This window comes from Burkholderia sp. Bp9015 (assembly GCF_003853505.1).
Classification (GTDB): Bacteria; Pseudomonadota; Gammaproteobacteria; order Burkholderiales; family Burkholderiaceae; genus Burkholderia.
The window spans coordinates 1-15,906 of sequence record NZ_QTPZ01000067.1; the positions used below are offsets into that span (position 1 = coordinate 1).

10 protein-coding genes and 2 pseudogenes are annotated in these 15,906 nt (G+C 67.3%); 4 read left to right on the top strand and 8 right to left on the bottom strand.

Features of this window, described 5'->3' with window-relative positions; all coding sequences use genetic code 11:
- From DIE12_RS37095 to DIE12_RS37105, 3 genes and pseudogenes are all read right to left on the bottom strand, one after another.
- Positions 1-93, bottom strand: a pseudogene (locus DIE12_RS37095) (electron transfer flavoprotein subunit beta/FixA family protein); the annotation flags it as partial.
- A gap of 176 nt (positions 94-269) precedes the next feature.
- Positions 270-518, bottom strand: a pseudogene (locus DIE12_RS37100) (aminotransferase); the annotation flags it as partial.
- 169 nt (positions 519-687) lie between these two features.
- On the bottom strand, positions 688-1,560 hold the full coding sequence (locus tag DIE12_RS37105; protein WP_124524021.1) for a LysR family transcriptional regulator: 873 nt from the start codon (positions 1,558-1,560) through the stop codon (positions 688-690).
- Positions 1,561-1,680: 120 nt separating this feature from the next.
- Between DIE12_RS37105 and DIE12_RS38890 the strand changes: the two genes are divergently transcribed.
- From DIE12_RS38890 to DIE12_RS37125, 4 genes are all read left to right on the top strand, one after another.
- Complete coding sequence (locus tag DIE12_RS38890; protein WP_260427390.1) at positions 1,681-1,809, top strand: hypothetical protein; 129 nt, start codon at positions 1,681-1,683, stop codon at positions 1,807-1,809.
- Entirely contained in the window at positions 1,806-2,495 is a 690-nt protein-coding gene (locus tag DIE12_RS37110) for a glutathione S-transferase family protein (RefSeq protein ID WP_124524023.1), read from the top strand. The genes DIE12_RS38890 and DIE12_RS37110 overlap by 4 nt, the downstream gene beginning before the upstream one ends.
- Before the next feature lie 204 nt (positions 2,496-2,699).
- The gene (locus tag DIE12_RS37120; protein ID WP_124489810.1) at positions 2,700-4,007 is read left to right on the top strand and encodes a dicarboxylate/amino acid:cation symporter; all 1,308 of its coding nucleotides are present in this window, start codon (positions 2,700-2,702) and stop codon (positions 4,005-4,007) included.
- Between the two features lie 13 nt (positions 4,008-4,020).
- Entirely contained in the window at positions 4,021-4,962 is a 942-nt protein-coding gene (locus DIE12_RS37125) for an amino acid ABC transporter substrate-binding protein (protein WP_124524025.1), read from the top strand.
- Between the two features lie 256 nt (positions 4,963-5,218).
- On the opposite strand, the gene uvrA is transcribed toward DIE12_RS37125, so the two are convergent.
- The 5 genes from uvrA to DIE12_RS37150 all read right to left on the bottom strand — a co-directional run bounded on the left by uvrA (position 5,219) and on the right by DIE12_RS37150 (position 15,650).
- Complete coding sequence (gene uvrA, locus DIE12_RS37130; protein WP_124524027.1) at positions 5,219-11,110, bottom strand: excinuclease ABC subunit UvrA; 5,892 nt, start codon at positions 11,108-11,110, stop codon at positions 5,219-5,221.
- A gap of 289 nt (positions 11,111-11,399) precedes the next feature.
- A complete protein-coding gene (locus tag DIE12_RS37135) occupies positions 11,400-12,866 on the bottom strand; it encodes an aspartate/glutamate racemase family protein (RefSeq protein WP_260429083.1) in 1,467 nt (488 codons plus the stop codon).
- Positions 12,863-14,137, bottom strand: coding sequence for a dicarboxylate/amino acid:cation symporter (locus tag DIE12_RS37140; RefSeq protein WP_124524029.1), 1,275 nt, complete (start codon positions 14,135-14,137; stop codon positions 12,863-12,865). The genes DIE12_RS37135 and DIE12_RS37140 overlap by 4 nt, the downstream gene beginning before the upstream one ends.
- A gap of 183 nt (positions 14,138-14,320) precedes the next feature.
- The gene (locus DIE12_RS37145) at positions 14,321-15,235 is read right to left on the bottom strand and encodes a LysR substrate-binding domain-containing protein (protein ID WP_124524031.1); all 915 of its coding nucleotides are present in this window, start codon (positions 15,233-15,235) and stop codon (positions 14,321-14,323) included.
- A 106-nt stretch (positions 15,236-15,341) separates the two neighbouring features.
- Positions 15,342-15,650 carry an H-NS family nucleoid-associated regulatory protein gene (locus DIE12_RS37150; RefSeq protein WP_124489813.1) on the bottom strand — a complete coding sequence of 103 codons (309 nt, stop codon included), beginning with the start codon at positions 15,648-15,650 and terminating at the stop codon, positions 15,342-15,344.
- Between the last annotated feature and the right edge of the window lie 256 nt (positions 15,651-15,906).

Consider the following 15,906-nt stretch of genomic DNA (forward strand, 5'->3'; position numbering starts at 1 on the left):
CACGTTCGCGATGTCGACGCCCGTGTTGTCCGACTTCACGCGGACCTTCACGTTGTAATCGACCACTCTTTTCACTGCTACGACGATCTTCACGCGCTGCTCCTCCATCGAGTCGTTGGCATCATCCGGTTTCGCAGGCCATTACACGCGCAAACCCGGCCGGCGACAACTATCCATTGACTCTGCCGGTCATAGCCCGAACCTATTGCGCCGCGCGTTTCCCGGCGCCGAATGCGACACGGCCCGGATGATCCGGGCCGTGTCGTCGATCAGCAGTTCGCTGCCAGCGTGGCGGTAATCGCCAGGAATCGCGCGATATCGTCGGGCGCATGGCAATGAAGCGGCGATATCCGCACAGCGCCGCCGAGCCCGAACGATTTCAGCATCCGCCCCGAATACAGGCTCGACGCAACGCGTTCATGGACGATCACGCCGTGCTTTTCGTATTCCCGCACCGCCTGCGTCGGTTCGAGGTTCGCGAAACCGATCCCGACGATCAGGTCGCGCTCCGTCAGGTCGTGTGCGGCACGCGCCCATTCGCTGACCGCCGAGATCGTCCGGCAGGCGGCGCAGGCGTGCGATTTCAGCACGAGCCTGCTGGCCCCGGTGCGCATGATCAGGTTCCCGAATGACCCGTCCGGCCCCGTGGCGCGATGCGCCCGCATCGCCGCGCACCGAAGCACACGGTCAGATCTTCAGCGTCGTCGACAGATATTTGAATACGGTCGAGACCCGCAGCAGATGTCGCGATTCCCGGTGGGTCAGCACCCACAGCTCAGTCTGGCAGTCGGGCAGGACATCGGTCAATTGCACGAGATCGGAGCGGCCGCGTGTCAGAAACATCGGCAGTATGCCGACGCCCATGCCCAGGGCGACCAGCTCCATCACGGTCAGGATGCTGTCGACCTTGTAGTGCGGCACCACTTTCCTGAAATGACGTTTGCGCCAGATGACCGACGGGTGGCCCGGCAGCGCGTCGTCCGGCGCGATCCAGCGTGCCTTGCCCGCCGTGACGTCTTCATAACGGCGTACTGCGGCGTCGTGCCTCGACGCGAAAAGCGCCACGTCGATCGACCCGACATGCTTGCCCACCAGATATTCCGGTGGCTGCCGGGTCGCACGCACCGCGATATCGGCATCGCGGCGCCCCAGGTCGGCGATCTCGTTGCCGGTGTTCAGCTCGTACGCAAGCCGCGGGTGGACGGCTTCCAGCTGCTTCAGCGCCGGCCCGACCAGCCCGTGCAGAATCGTGTCGGTGGTGGTGATGCGCACGGTGCCCGCCACTTGCTCGGGCACTTGTTGGGCGATCGAGCGGGCCGATTCGACCTGCACTTCCACTTGCTCCGCGTGTTCGGCCAGCGCCAGCGCGATTTCCTTCGCGCGATAGCCTGAGCGGGTCCGTTCGAACAACTGCTGCTGCAGGCCGCGCTCGATCCGCCTGAGGTTGCGAAACACGGTCGACGCATCCACGTCCAGTCGCTCGCCCGCCTGAACCAGCGTGCCCGAGCGGGACAGCGCCAGTATCGTTTCGAGGTCTGCTGCGCTGAGCTTGTATGGCATCCGGTTATCCCCCGTGCATTGCATTTTTGCAATCCGTCATTGTAATCATGCGTATTGCTCAAGCACTTCCGCAATGTCAAATTCGGTGCCGCCTTGCCAACTCTCCCAACGGGTGCCGATATGAACCAATCGATTTCGACGAGTGACAATGCCGCCGCCTATGGCGCGTTGCGGCTCCGCGTGGCGTTGGGCCGGCGCAGCCAGCGCTTCGCGCCTGACGTGGCCTGCCACGGCGAGGCGACGACATGAGCACGCCCCAATACCACCTCGTCAGCCACGTGCTGTGCCCCTACGTCCAGCGCGCAGTCATCGTGCTGACCGAAAAAGGCGTGCCGTTCGAACGGACGGACGTCGACCTGGGCAACAAGCCGGACTGGTTTCGCAGGATTTCCCCGCTCGGCAAGACCCCCGTGCTGGTCGTCGATGGCGCGCCCATCTTCGAATCGGCCGTGATCTGCGACTACCTCGACGAGACGCTCGCGCCGCGGCTGCATCCCGATGCGCCGCTCGAGCGGGCGCGGCACCGCGCCTGGGTCGAGTTCGCTTCGGCACTGCTGAACACCGTGTGGGGGTTCTACACGGCTGCGGACGAAACGGCGCTGGCCGCAGCAACCCGTGACATCCGCGCACGATTCGAGCAGCTCGAAGACACGCTCGGCACCGGCCCGTATTTTGGCGGCGCGCACTTCAGCATCGTGGACGCGGCATTCGGGCCGGTGTTCCGCTACTTCGACGTGTTCGAGCGGATCGACGACTTCGGGTTCTTCGCGGGCTTGCCCAAGGTCACTGCATGGCGACAACGGCTCGCCGAACGGCCGTCCGTGCGCGCAGCGGTCCGGGCCGACTATCCGCAGCGGCTGATGGAGTTCCTGCTCAAGCGCGGCTCGATGCTGTCGACGCGTATCCGCGATCACGTATTGCGCATTCAGGATTGAACCGAACCGCTTTTGCGTGCCGGCGCCCCGTATCGGGTTGCGCCGGCACCGGGCTCAGGGTGCCACCGGCACGATCTTTGCCGGGCAATCGGTCGCGACACGGCGCTAGCGCAAACCCGCCCCCGGTTGCACTGTTCATCGCCGTTCGGGTCCTGTATTGTCCTTCCATCCCCGGTTGCGGAACCGGTGCATGGGAGGCGCACGATGCAGAAAAAAAATGCTGCAGCCGTCTGGATCCTGATCGCGATGGTGGCAGGCATCCTGATCGGCTACATGATCTTCACGAGCTTTCCCGACAAAAAGGCCACCACCGAAATCGCCGGATACATCTCGCTCGTGTCCGACGTGTTCCTGCGGCTGATCAAGATGGTGATCGGCCCGCTGGTGTTCTCGACGCTCGTCGTCGGCATCGCGCACATGGGCGACGCGGCATCGGTCGGGCGCGTGTTCGCGAAATCGATCGGCTGGTTCGTCACCGCGTCGCTGATCTCGCTGCTGCTCGGGCTGTTCATGGCGAACCTGCTGCGGCCCGGCGAGAACCTCGGCCTGCCGCTGCCGGACATCGGCGCATCGGCGAACCTCGCGACCTCCAAGTTCACGCTCAAGGATTTCGTCGGCCACATGGTGCCGAGATCGTTCGCCGAGGCGATGAGCAACAACGAAATCCTGCAGATCGTCGTGTTCTCGATGTTCTTCGGCGTCGCGCTCGCGGCGCTCGGCGAGCGCGGCAAGATCCTCGTCGCCGCGATCGACCAGCTGTCGCACGTGATGCTCAAGATCACCGGCTACGTGATGAAGCTCGCGCCGCTCGCGGTGATGGCCGCGATGGCCGCCACCGTCGCGGTCAACGGGCTGTCGGTACTGCTGAAGTTCGCGGTGTTCATGGGCGACTTCTACGTGAGCCTGTTCCTGCTCTGGGCCTTGCTCGTCTGTGCCGGGCTGTTGTTCCTCGGGCCGCGCGTATTCAAGTTGCTGGTGCTGATCAAGGAAGCATTCATGCTGTCGTTCGCGACGGCCAGCTCCGAAGCCGCGTATCCGAAGATCCTCGACGCGCTCGACCGGTTCGGCGTGCGACGCAGGATTTCGAGCTTCGTGATGCCGATGGGCTATTCGTTCAACCTCGACGGTTCGATGATGTACTGCACGTTCGCGTCGCTGTTCATCGCGCAGGCGTACAACATCCACCTGTCGATCGGCACGCAGGTCACGATGCTGCTGGTCCTGATGCTCACGTCGAAGGGAATGGCCGGCGTGCCGCGCGCATCGCTCGTCGTGATCGCCGCCACGCTGCACCAGTTCGGGCTTCCGGAGGCCGGCCTGCTGCTGATTCTCGGCGTCGATACGTTCCTCGACATGGGCCGCTCGGCCACCAACGCGGTCGGCAACTCGATCGCGAGCGCGGTGGTCGCGAAGTGGGAAAACCAGCTCATGTCGGAAGCGGAAGCCGAAGCCAATCTGGCACGCATCGAAGCGGAACAGGAAGCGACGATTGCGCATCCGACGGACGTCTGACGGAGGCCCGGCGATGAAGATGCAGCGATTCTGGCGTGCGCTCGCGCTCGCGGGCCTGCTTGCCGCGGGCGCGACCGCGCGCGCGGAAGATGCGCCGTCCACGCCGCCGCGCGTCGAGCCGTTCGCGCCGGCCCGACTGACCGGCACGCTCGCGAAGGTGCGCAGCAGCGGCACGATCGCGCTCGGCTATCGCGACGCGTCGATCCCGTTCTCGTATCTGAACGCGCGCAACCAGCCGATCGGCTATTCGATCGAGCTCTGCAAGGCGCTCGTGTCGTCGATCGAGGATGCGGTCAACCGGAACCTGACGATCCGCTGGGTGCCGGTCACGTCCGAGAACCGCATCGACGCGGTGGTCAACGGCACGGTCGACCTGGAATGCGGCTCCACGACGAGCAACCTGGAGCGGCAGAAGCGCGTGGCGTTCTCGCCGATCATCTTCGTGGCCGGCACGAAGGTGATGGTGAAACGCGGCTCGCCGATCCGCTCGTTCCGCGATCTCGCGGGCAAGAAGGTCGCGGTGACGGCCGGCACGACCAACGAGAAGGCGCTGCGCGACCTGGACGCGCGGTTCAGGCTCGGGATCCAGCTGCAGGTGGTGCCGGATCATGCGCAGGGCTTCGCGCTCGTCGCGAGCGGCGGCGCCGATGCGTTCGCGACGGACGACGTGTTGCTGTACGGCCTGATTGCCGTGAATGCGGGCAAGGGCGGCCAGTACGACGTGGTCGGCGACTTCCTGTCCTACGACCCGTACGGCATCATGTTCCGCAAGGACGATCCGCAGCTCGCGCAGGTCGTGAAGAGCACGTTCGAGGAGCTGGCCGTCGACGGCGAGATCGCGCGCCAGTACAAGCGCTGGTTCCTGCGCCCGCTTCCGTCGGGCATGAGCCTCAACCTGCCGATGAGCCCGCAGCTGGAGACCATCATCGAGACGATCGGCGTCAAGGGCGAATGAGATAGCGCCGCCGTCTTCCGCTCGACCGGGACGAGCCGTTCCTGTCGCGCGTGATGCGGCGGCGTCCCCGGCGTCCCCGGCGTCACCTACGTTGCGCGGCAGGCGCGACGCATCCGGCCACGCTATTCCGGGCAGCCATGTATTCATGCCGGGTGCCCGGTCGACGGGATGTCGCAGCGGCCGATCGCACGGACGAATGCAAAAGCGGCCCCGGTGCCTGCCCAGACACCGGGGCCGCTCACCGGCAGCACCGCGTTCAACCGACCCGCACTTCGCCCTGCCGCTCCGCTTCGCCGTCCTGCGCCGCCGTTCGCGCCAGCACCGGCTTCAGCGCATGCCCGGTATGGCTCGCCTTCACCTGCGCGAGCCCTTCCGGCGGCGCCGCCGCGACGATCGTGCCGCCGCCCACGCCGCCTTCCGGACCGAGATCGATGATCCAGTCGGCTTCCGCGATCACGTCGAGGTCGTGTTCGATCACGACGACGCTATGCCCGCCGTCGACCAGCCGGTGCAGCACGCGGATCAGCTTCGCGACGTCGGCCATGTGCAGGCCGACCGTCGGCTCGTCGAGCACGTACAGCGTGTGCGGCGCCTTCTGGCCGCGCCGCGTGATGTCGTCGCGCACCTTCGTGAGCTCGGTCACGAGCTTGATCCGCTGCGCCTCGCCGCCGGACAGCGTCGGCGACGGCTGGCCGAGCGTCAGGTAGCCGAGGCCGACGTCCTTCATCAGCTGCAGCGGATGCGCGATGTTCGAAATCGGCGCGAAGAATTCCACCGCTTCGTCGATCTCCATCGTCAGCACGTCGCCGATGTTCCGGCCGCGCCACGTGACCGCAAGCGTCTCCGGGTTGAAGCGCTGCCCGTGGCACACGTCGCACGGCACCTTCACGTCGGGCAGGAAGCTCATCCCGATCGTGCGCACGCCCTGCCCTTCACAGGCCGGACACCGCCCGTCGCCGGTGTTGAACGAGAAGCGCGATGCCGTGTAGCCGCGCGCCCGTGCCTCCAGCGTATCGGCGAACAGCTTGCGGATCGTGTCCCACACGCCGATGTAGGTGGCCGGGCACGAGCGCGGCGTCTTGCCGATCGGCGTCTGGTCGACTTCGAGCACGCGGTCGATCTGCTCCCAGCCGCTCAGCGACGCGCAGCCCTGCCACGCATGCGTGACGTTCAGCGACGGCCGCGGCGCGCTGCGTGCGAGCACGCTCGAGCGGCGATTGGTGGCCGGCGCGTCCTGCGCAGCCTTGCGCGCGCGCCGCGTGGCCGGCGACGACAGCACCGAGCGGCCGACCGCGTCGAGCAGGTTCGTCATCAGCACGTCGCGCGCGAGCGTCGACTTGCCCGAGCCGCTGACGCCCGTCACCGCGACGAGCCGCGCGAGCGGAATGCCGACGGTGACGTCACGCAGGTTGTGCAGCGTCGCGCCGTGCACGGTCAGCCAGCCCTCCGGCACCGCCGGTGCGCCCTTCTTGCCCGCGAGGCTCACCGCACGGCGCGGCTGCAGCGGGTGCGTCATCGGCTGCGCGAGCAGCCGGCCCGTGACCGAATCGGGCTGCGCGGCCAGATCCGCGACCGCCCCTTCGGCGACCAGCGTGCCGCCGCGCTTGCCGGCGCCCGGACCGACGTCGATGATGTGGTCGGCGCGGCGAATCGTGTCCTCGTCGTGCTCGACGACGACGAGCGTGTTGCCCTTGTCGCCGAGCTTGCGCAGCGCGTCCAGCAGGATCTGGTTGTCGCGCGGATGCAGGCCGATGGTCGGCTCGTCGAGCACGTAGCACACGCCCTGCAGGTTGCTGCCGAGCTGCGCGGCGAGCCGGATGCGCTGCGCTTCGCCGCCCGACAGGCTCGGCGCCGCACGATCGAGGCTCAGGTAGCCGAGCCCGACTTCCTCGAGGAACGCGAGGCGGCTGCCGATCTCGCTGACGATGTCGCGCGCGATCTGCGCGTCGCGCCCGGTCAGTTCCAGCGCGTCGACCCAGCGGCGCGTATCGGACACCGTCCACTGCGCGACCTCGACGATCGGATGCGCGTCGAACGTGACCGCGCGCGCGGACGGGTTCAGGCGCGTGCCGCCGCAATCGGGGCACGGCTCGTTGCCGACGCCTTCCGGTTCCTGCTCGTCCGACGGCAAGGTCTGCTCGCGGCCGCGATCGTCACCGGCGAGCACCGTGTCGTCGTACGCCGCGCGCTGTTCGCGCGTGAGCGTGACGCCGGTGCCGACGCAGGTCGTGCACCAGCCGTGCTTGCTGTTGTACGAGAACATCCGCGGGTCGAGCTCCGGGTAGCTCGTGCCGCACACCGGGCACGCACGCTTGACCGACAGCACCTTGACCTCGCCGACGCGCGCGGTCGAATGGTCGTTCTGCATCGCGTGATGCAGCCCGTCGAGCGGCGCGAGCAGGTGCATCACGCCCTTGCCGAGCTCGAGCGTCTCGTCGAGCAGGCGCCGCAACTCGGCCTCGTGGTCCGGCGACACGACGATGTCGGCCACCGGCAGCTCGATCGTATGCTCGCGGAAGCGGTCGAGCTTCGGCCACGGATCGACCGTGACGAACTCGCCGTCCACGCGCAGATGCGTGCTGCCGCGCGCCTTCGCCCACTTCGCGAGATCGGTATACACGCCCTTGCGGTTGACGACGAGCGGCGCGAGCAAACCGACGTGCTCGCCGCGATGGTCGCGCAGCAGCTGCGCGGCGATCGACTCGACGGTTTGCGACGTGACGGGCGTGCCGTCGTGGATGCAGTGCTGCAGGCCGAGCTTCACGTACAGCAGCCGCAGGAAGTGCCAGACTTCGGACGTGGTCGCGACCGTGCTCTTGCGGCCGCCGCGCGACAGCCGCTGCTCGATCGCGACCGTCGGCGGAATGCCATATACGGCGTCCACTTCCGGCCGCCCGGCCGGCTGCACGATCGAGCGCGCATACGCGTTCAGGGATTCGAGGTAGCGGCGCTGGCCTTCGTGGAACAGGATGTCGAACGCGAGCGTCGACTTGCCGGAACCCGACACGCCGGTGATCACGTTGAACTTGCCGTGCGGGATGTCGACGTCGAGCGCCTTCAGGTTGTGCTCGCGCGCGTTGACGATCCGCACGACGTCCTCGCCCTCGATCGCGCGCCGCTCGCGGGCGGCGTTCAGCACGGCCTGCAGCGGCACGCCTTCGTCGGCGAGCGCGGTTTCGCCGTCCATCGCGCGGTCGTACTGCAGCAGCGCGACGCCGGTGTGCGATTGCGCGCACGCCTTCACGTCGTCGGGAGTGCCAGCGCACAGCACGAGGCCGCCGCCGTCGCCGCCTTCCGGGCCGAGATCGATCAGCCAGTCGGCCGCGCGGATCACGTCGAGGTTGTGCTCGATCACGATCAGCGAATGGCCGGCCGCGAGCAGCTTGCCGAATGCCTGCATCAGTTTCGCGATATCGTCGAAGTGCAGCCCGGTGGTGGGCTCGTCGAACATGAACAGCTTCGCGCGCGCGATGCGCGCCTCTTCGCTGGCGATCCGGCGCCCGCCGGCCGCCGCCGCCGATTCGGCGAGGAAGCCGGCCAGCTTCAGCCGCTGCGCTTCGCCGCCCGACAGCGTCGGCACCGGCTGGCCGAGCTTCACGTATTCGAGGCCGACGTCGACGATCGGCTGCAGCACGCGCAGCACCTCGGCGTCGGTCGCGAAGAACGCGGCCGCCTCGCTGACGGTCAGGTCGAGCACGTCGGCGATGTTCAGCGCGCGGCCGTCGCGCTCGATGCGCACTTCGAGAATCTCGGCGCGGTAGCGGCTGCCGTCGCAATCCGGGCAACGCAGGTAGACGTCGCTGAGGAACTGCATCTCGATGTGCTCGAAACCCGAGCCGCCGCAGGTCGGGCAACGGCCGTCGCCCGAGTTGAAGCTGAACGTGCCGGCGCCGTAGCCGCGCTGCAGCGCGAGCGGCGCCTTCGCGAACAGCTTGCGGATCTCGTCGAACGCGCCGACGTAGCTGGCCGGGTTCGAGCGCGTGGTCTTGCCGATCGGCGACTGGTCGACGAACACGACGTCGCCGACCTGGTCGGCACCCGTGAGCGTGCGGAACGCGCCCGGCGACTCGGTCGCCTTGCCGTGGTGGCGCGCCATCGCCGGATAGAGCACGTCCTGCAGCAGCGTCGACTTGCCGGAACCCGACACGCCCGTCACGCACACGAGCCGCTGCAGCGGAATCTCGACCGTCACGTCGCGCAGGTTGTGCTCGGTCGCGCCTTCGAGCACGATGCGCGGCGTGTTCGCGTCGACCGGGCGGCGCGCCCAATTCGACGCATGCGCGACGTGCTTGCGGCCGCCGAGATATTCGCCCGTCAGCGTGCGCGCGGCACGGATGTCGGCCGGCGTGCCGTCGTAGACGATCGTGCCGCCGCGCTCGCCGGGGCCCGGGCCCATGTCGATCAGCCGGTCGGCCGCGAGCATCACCGACGGATCGTGCTCGACGACCACCAGCGTATTGCCCGCGTCGCGCAGCCGCTGCATCGCCTCGACGATTCGCGTGAGGTCGCGCGGATGCAGCCCGATGCTCGGCTCGTCGAGCACGAACAGCGTTTTCGTGAGCGAGGTGCCGAGCGCGGTGGTCAGGTTGATCCGCTGCACCTCGCCGCCCGACAGCGTGCGGCTCTGCCGGTCGAGCGTCAGGTAGCCGAGCCCTACGTCGCACAGGTATTTCAGGCGCGTGCGCACTTCGGCGAGCAGCAGTTTCAGCGCATCGTCGAGCAGCGCGCTCGGCAGCGTGATCCCGTCGAAGAAGCGGCGGATGCGCTCGATCGGCAGCAGCATCAGGTCGTGCACCGTCAGGCCCGGCAGCGCTTCGAGCTGCGCGCGCGTCCAGTCGACGCCGCGTGGCATGAAACGATCGGCGGGCGCGAGCACCGCATCGGCGTTCGCCTTCGAGCCGAGCCGCCACTGCAGCGATTCCGTCTTCAGGCGCGCGCCGCCGCAAACCTCGCACGGCGTGTAGCTGCGGTACTTCGACAGCAGCACGCGGATATGCATCTTGTACGCTTTCGATTCGAGATAGCCGAAGAAGCGTTTCACGCCGTACCACTGGCTCTGCCACTTGCCGTTCCAGTCCGGCGAGCCGTTGATCACCCAGTCGCGCTCGGCATCGGTCAGGTCGGACCACGGCGTGTCGCGGCGGATGTCGGCCTTCGCCGCGTAGCGCATCAGGTCGTCCTGGCACTCCTTCCAGGCGGGCGTCTGCATCGGCTTGATCGCGCCGCCGCGCAGCGTCTTGCGCGCGTCGGGGATCACCAGGCCGAGATCGACGCCGATCACGCGGCCGAAGCCGCGGCAGGTCTCGCACGCGCCGTAGGCCGAGTTGAACGAGAACAGCGCCGCCTGCGGCTCCGCGTAGCGCAGGTCGCTGTCGGGATCGTGCAGCCCGGTGGAGAAACGCCACACCTGCGGCTCGGCCAGCGCGTTTTCCGCTTCCGGCGCGAGCACGTAGACGTTCACGCGGCCGCCGCCGCGCTTCAGCGACGCCTCGATCGCCTCGACCACGCGCACCTTGTCGGCCTGCTGCACGCGGAAGCGGTCGGCCACCACGTCGAGCAGCTTGCGCGGGCCGGTGGGCGACGCGACTTCGCGCTGCGCCTGCACGCGCGTGTAGCCGCTCGCGGACAGCCACTGCGCGATTTCTTCGTCGGACACGCTTTCCGGCAACTCGACCGGGAACGTGACGACGACGCGCGGATCGTCGGCGCGCGTGCGCTCGACGAGTTCCGCGTAGATCGTCTCCGGCGTGTCATGCCGCACCTGCCGCGCGGTCTGGCGGTCGAACAGCTCGGCCGCGCGCGCGTACAGCAGCTTCAGGTGATCGTTGAGCTCGGTCATCGTGCCGACCGTCGAACGCGAGCTGCGGACCGGGTTGGTCTGGTCGATCGCGATCGCGGGCGGCACGCCGTCGACGCGCTCGACCTGCGGACGGTCCATCCGGTCGAGGAACTGCCGCGCATACGCGCTGAAGGTTTCGACGTAGCGCCGCTGGCCTTCCGCGTACAGCGTGTCGAACACGAGGCTCGACTTGCCGGAGCCCGACGGGCCGGTGACGACCGTCATTTCGCCGGTGCGCAGGTCGAGATCGAGGTTCTTGAGGTTGTGCTGACGTGCTCCGCGAATGCGGATCAGATTGCTGGATGACAATTTGCCTGCCCGTCTGAATGAGTTAGCCGGAATTCACGGTGCCGGAACGCTGCGGCGGATGCCCGCAGGCGCGGCGCACGTGCCGCACGGGTCATGCCCGCGCCGCTCGAGTTCGACGGATACTATACTGTATATTCATACAGTTTTCCAAGAAGGGCGCGAATGCGGGAAACCGCGCCGGATCGCGCCGTCTTTCCCGGACGGCGGCTCGATCGTCGAAGCACGCGCCGAACGGCGCGCGCTTCCGGAGCGTCTGCCGCTCGCGCTCACACGCCGAATCGGCACCGGCTCAGCCGCCAGCCGCCATCGCATACGCAATGCACGTGCGGGCGAGCACGTCGGTCGGATCGACGAGCGTCGCCCGACGCCCGTCCGGCGCGACATATTCGCCGCCCGGCAGCAGGATCGGCAGCTCGGTGCAGCCGAGCACGATCACCCGCACGCCCTCGGCGATCAGCGCGTCGACGGCGGCGCCGATATCGTCCTTGCACTGTCCGGTCGTGAAGCCGGCCTTCACGCCCTGCTTCCCGTAGATCGCTTCCATCACGCGCGCCTGCAATGCGGGCGTCGGTGCAACCTGTCGCAATCCTTGCGATTCCAGCGCCTTCTGGTAGACCCCGCTTTCGATCGTGCCGGAGGTCGCGAGCACGCCGACGTCGCGCAGCCCCGGATACGTATCGCGCAGATGCGCGACCGTGACGGTCAGCATGTTGACGACCGGAATGCCGAGGTACGGCTGGATCCGCTCGACGAACGCATGCGCGGTGTTGCACGGAATCGCGATGACGTCGGCATCGCCGTCCTCGAGCTTCTTGCAGGTCGCGTACAACGAGATCGTCGGGTCCGCGCCGGTGCCCGTCAGGTTCTCGGTCCGGTCGGGAATCTGCGGATTCTGCTCGACCAGCAGCTTGATGTGTTCCTGATCGCGCGACGCCGGCGTGTTGCGCACGATCTTGTCGAGGAAATCGACCGTCGCGGCCGGCCCGACGCCGCCAACCACGCCGACCTTGAACGGCGCCGCGCGCGAACCGGCGTGCCCGGTCACCGCGTACTGCGCATACGCGAGGTTCGAATCCACCAGCGGCACGCGCAGCGGGCCGATGGCGTCCGCGACCAGCGCGATCTCGGTCAGGCCGGGGACGATCACCTGCACGCGCTGATCGATCAGGTCCGCGCATGCGCGGCGCAGCAGGTCGACCGGCCGGCCGCGCAGATTGCCGCGCTTGATGCCGTCGGCGCCGTAGACGGCTTCCGTCACGAGATCGATCCCGTCGTGCGTCCGCGGATGAACGACGTCGAACTGCGGTGACGGGAAATACGTGTCGAAGAGTCGCTTGTCCCGCACGTAGTCGGAAGCCAGCACGCCGATGCGCGTCGCGTCCGGGTATTTGCGCCGCACGTGGTAGCGAACGGCTTCGACGATGTCCACGATCGGCAGGCGCGTATTCGCCTTCAATTCGTCGATGAACGTGTGACTCAGGAAACACGGCAGCACGACCGTCGTCACGCCGCGCTTCTCGAACTGCCGGATCATGTCGAACACGTACAGCTTGCGCTCGATGGTCACCGCTCTGCCCGACCCCGAGCCCTTGAACGGGTATTGCTCGAAGATCATCCCGGCGTGTTCCTCGTCGGACGACGCCGGCGTCGCCTTCACCATCTTGAAGAACACGTCGGCACTGCCCAGCGGCCCCAGGCCGCCGACCACGCCGAATTTCCTCCGCGCATTCACGCTATCCGTCTCCGTGCGCATCATGCGTTCAGCTCCGGCCGCTCGAATACGGCGTCCTGCGATTTCACGGCGCGCCGCGTCTCCCACTTCGCGATCACCGCCGTCGCCACGCTGTTGCCGATCACGTTGGTCATCGTGCGGCCCATGTCGAGGATCTGGTCGATCGCGAGCACCATCGCGACGCCGGCCACCGGCAGATGGAACATCGGCGCGACCGCCGCGACCACTACCACCGAGCCGCGCGGCACGCTCGCCATGCCCTTGCTGCTCAACATCAGCACCAGCAGCATGAACACCTGCTCCGACAGCGGCATGTACACGCCGAACGCCTGCGCGATGAAGATGGCCGCGAACGCCTGATACATCATCGAACCGTCGAGGTTGAACGCGTAGCCGAGCGGCAGCGTGAAGCCCACCACCTTCTTGTCGACGCCGAAGCGCTCGAGCTGCTCGGTCAGGCGCGGATAGGCGGCCTCGCTGCTGGCGGTCGAGAACGCGATCAGCGCGGGCTCGCGCACGGCCTTCAGCAGGCTCCCGACGCGCCGCCCGAGAAACACGTAGCCGACGCCGATCAGGATCGCCCAAAGAACCAGCAAGCCGAGATAGAACGCGCCGATCAGCTTCCCGTACGTGTAGATCACGTCGAGCCCGCGCAGCGTGACCGACGACGCGATCGCACCGAACACGCCGAGCGGCGCCGCGCGCATCACGTAGTTCGTCAGGCGCAGCATCACCGGCACCATCCCGTCGATCGACTGGATCACGACGCCGACGCGCGGGTCGCGCTTCAACGCACTCAGCGCGACGCCGAGAAAGATCGAGAACACCAGGATCTGCAGGATGTCGTTGCGCGCCATCGCATCGAGCAGGCTGGTCGGGAACGCATGCGTGATGACGTCCCGGGCGTTCAGCGCGGCGGTGTTCAGTCCGGTGTTGACCTCGCCCGCGCTCGCCACGAGGTTCAGGCCGGCGCCCGGCTGCAGCGCATTGGCCATCACGAGGCCGAGACTCAACGAAATCAGCGACGCGCAGATGAACCAGCCGAGCGAGCGCAGGCCGATGCGGCCGACGTCCTCGCCGCCGTCCATGCCGGCCAGGCCGGACACGAGCGTCACGAACACCAGCGGCGCGATGATCATCTTGATCAGGCGCAGGAAGATGTCGGTGACGATCGAGAAGTAGCCGGCGATCGTCTTGAGGGTGGCCGGGTCCGCGATGTTGGCGTGGCACGCATAACCGGCGACGACACCGAGGATCATGCCGACTGCGATGCTTGAGGTGAGGCGATTTTTCATGTCCATTCGTCCTTGGGTGGCACCCGGCCGCCGGAAGGCGGCGAGCGCTGCGAAGAAGGCCGCGCGACGCCGGTCGCGCGTCGCATGTGCCGTTGGAACGAATGGTAGGGACGGTCGAAAAAGCCGTGATGCCGGTGCGACATGGCGGTATGCGAGCGCCGCATAACGCGGGAAAACCCTGATTCAGCCGAGCCGGACAGGCGCCGCGCGCAGATGCTGCCAGAGGGTGTCGAGGAATTCGCTGCGATTGGACACGTCGCGATACACGCGCAGCTCGACTTCCAGGTTCCACGCCGCCGGGCCCGCCGGCACGAGGTCACCGGCCGCCAGTTCGGCGGCGATCGCGCTGCGGGGCAGCCACGCGACGCCCTCGCCTTCCATCACGAGCTTCTTGAGCACTTCGGCCATGTCGGACTCGTAGTGCAGCTGCAAGGCCGGCGCATCCGGTGCGCGGCCGAGCAGCAGCGCGAGACAGCGGCCGAAGTAGCTGGTTTCCGTGTAGGTAATCAGCGGCAGCGGGTCCTGCTTCGTTCCGGGCAGGCGAAACGCGGGCGCCGATCGACGGTTCGGCCGGCACGCCGGCATCAGGGTGTCGAGGCCCACCGTCAGGTGCGCGTACTTCGCGGGGTCGAGATGGAGCGGCAGCTCCGGATGGTGATACGCGAACATCAGCTCGCAGTTGCCGTTGACGAGCATCAGGATCGAGTCGTGGACGTTCGTCGGAATGACACGCGCGCGCACTTCACCGAAATGCGTCGCGAGCGCCTTGAGCCAGGCCGGCAGGAAACTCAGCGCGATCGTGTGGCCCGCGGCGATCTGCAGGCTCTTGCCGGCGATCCGCTGCTCGGTGCGGATGATCGCGCGGGTATCGTACAGGCGGCTGATGACGTCTTCGGCCGTTTCGCGGAACAGGCGCCCCGCGGGCGTCAGCACCGGCGGAAAGCTGCTGCGGTCGATCAGCTCGGCGCCGATCCACTGCTCGAGCGACTGGATGCGGCGGCTGAAGCCCGATTGCGTGACGTTGCGAAATTCAGCCGCGCGGGAAAAGCTCTGGTATTGCGCGAGCGCGAGGAAATCCTCGATCCATTTGATTTCCATGATGGCCTTGGAGGTCGCGGGTGAGCCGGCCCGCGCGTCGCCAGGGTCGTGGCGAAGCGCGGGCCGACGGACGCCTCCATTTTATGGGCAGCGCGCAATGTCGCGTTCAACCCTCCTGGCGCTCGATCAGGAAGCGCTCGCGGCGCTTCCCCTTGATCCATGCTGGCTCGCGTCCCCGGCCGGACCACGTCGCCCCGGTGTTCGGATCGCGGTACTTCGGCGCGACGGCAGGCGTTTTTCGCGCCGTCCTTGCGGCACTGCCCTGACGGCCGAATATCTGTCTCGGGGTCAACCCATATTCGGCGACACGGGTACGGACCTCCTGCAGCACGGTCTCGAGTTCGGCCTGTCGCGCTTCCTCGGCACGTTTCATCAGTTCATTGGCTTGCGCCTTCAATTCGCGATAGCCTGACATCCCTTTCCTCCCAATTGCTCCGGCGCCATGAAAAGCCGAACGGGGCGCAAGCCCCGAACGGTTCGTTGTGTTGTCAACGGGTGGTGTCACGCGCGTGCACGCGACGCGGCACGAGGCCTGTCTCCCTATGCATCGGATGCGTCGGCAGCACGCGTGCGCACGTCGTTCAGAACGGCAGATCGACGTCCGGCTTCGCGGCCGTCAGCACGCGGCGGAAGTCCGCCTGGATGCGCTCGAGCCCTTCCTTGGTCTCCGC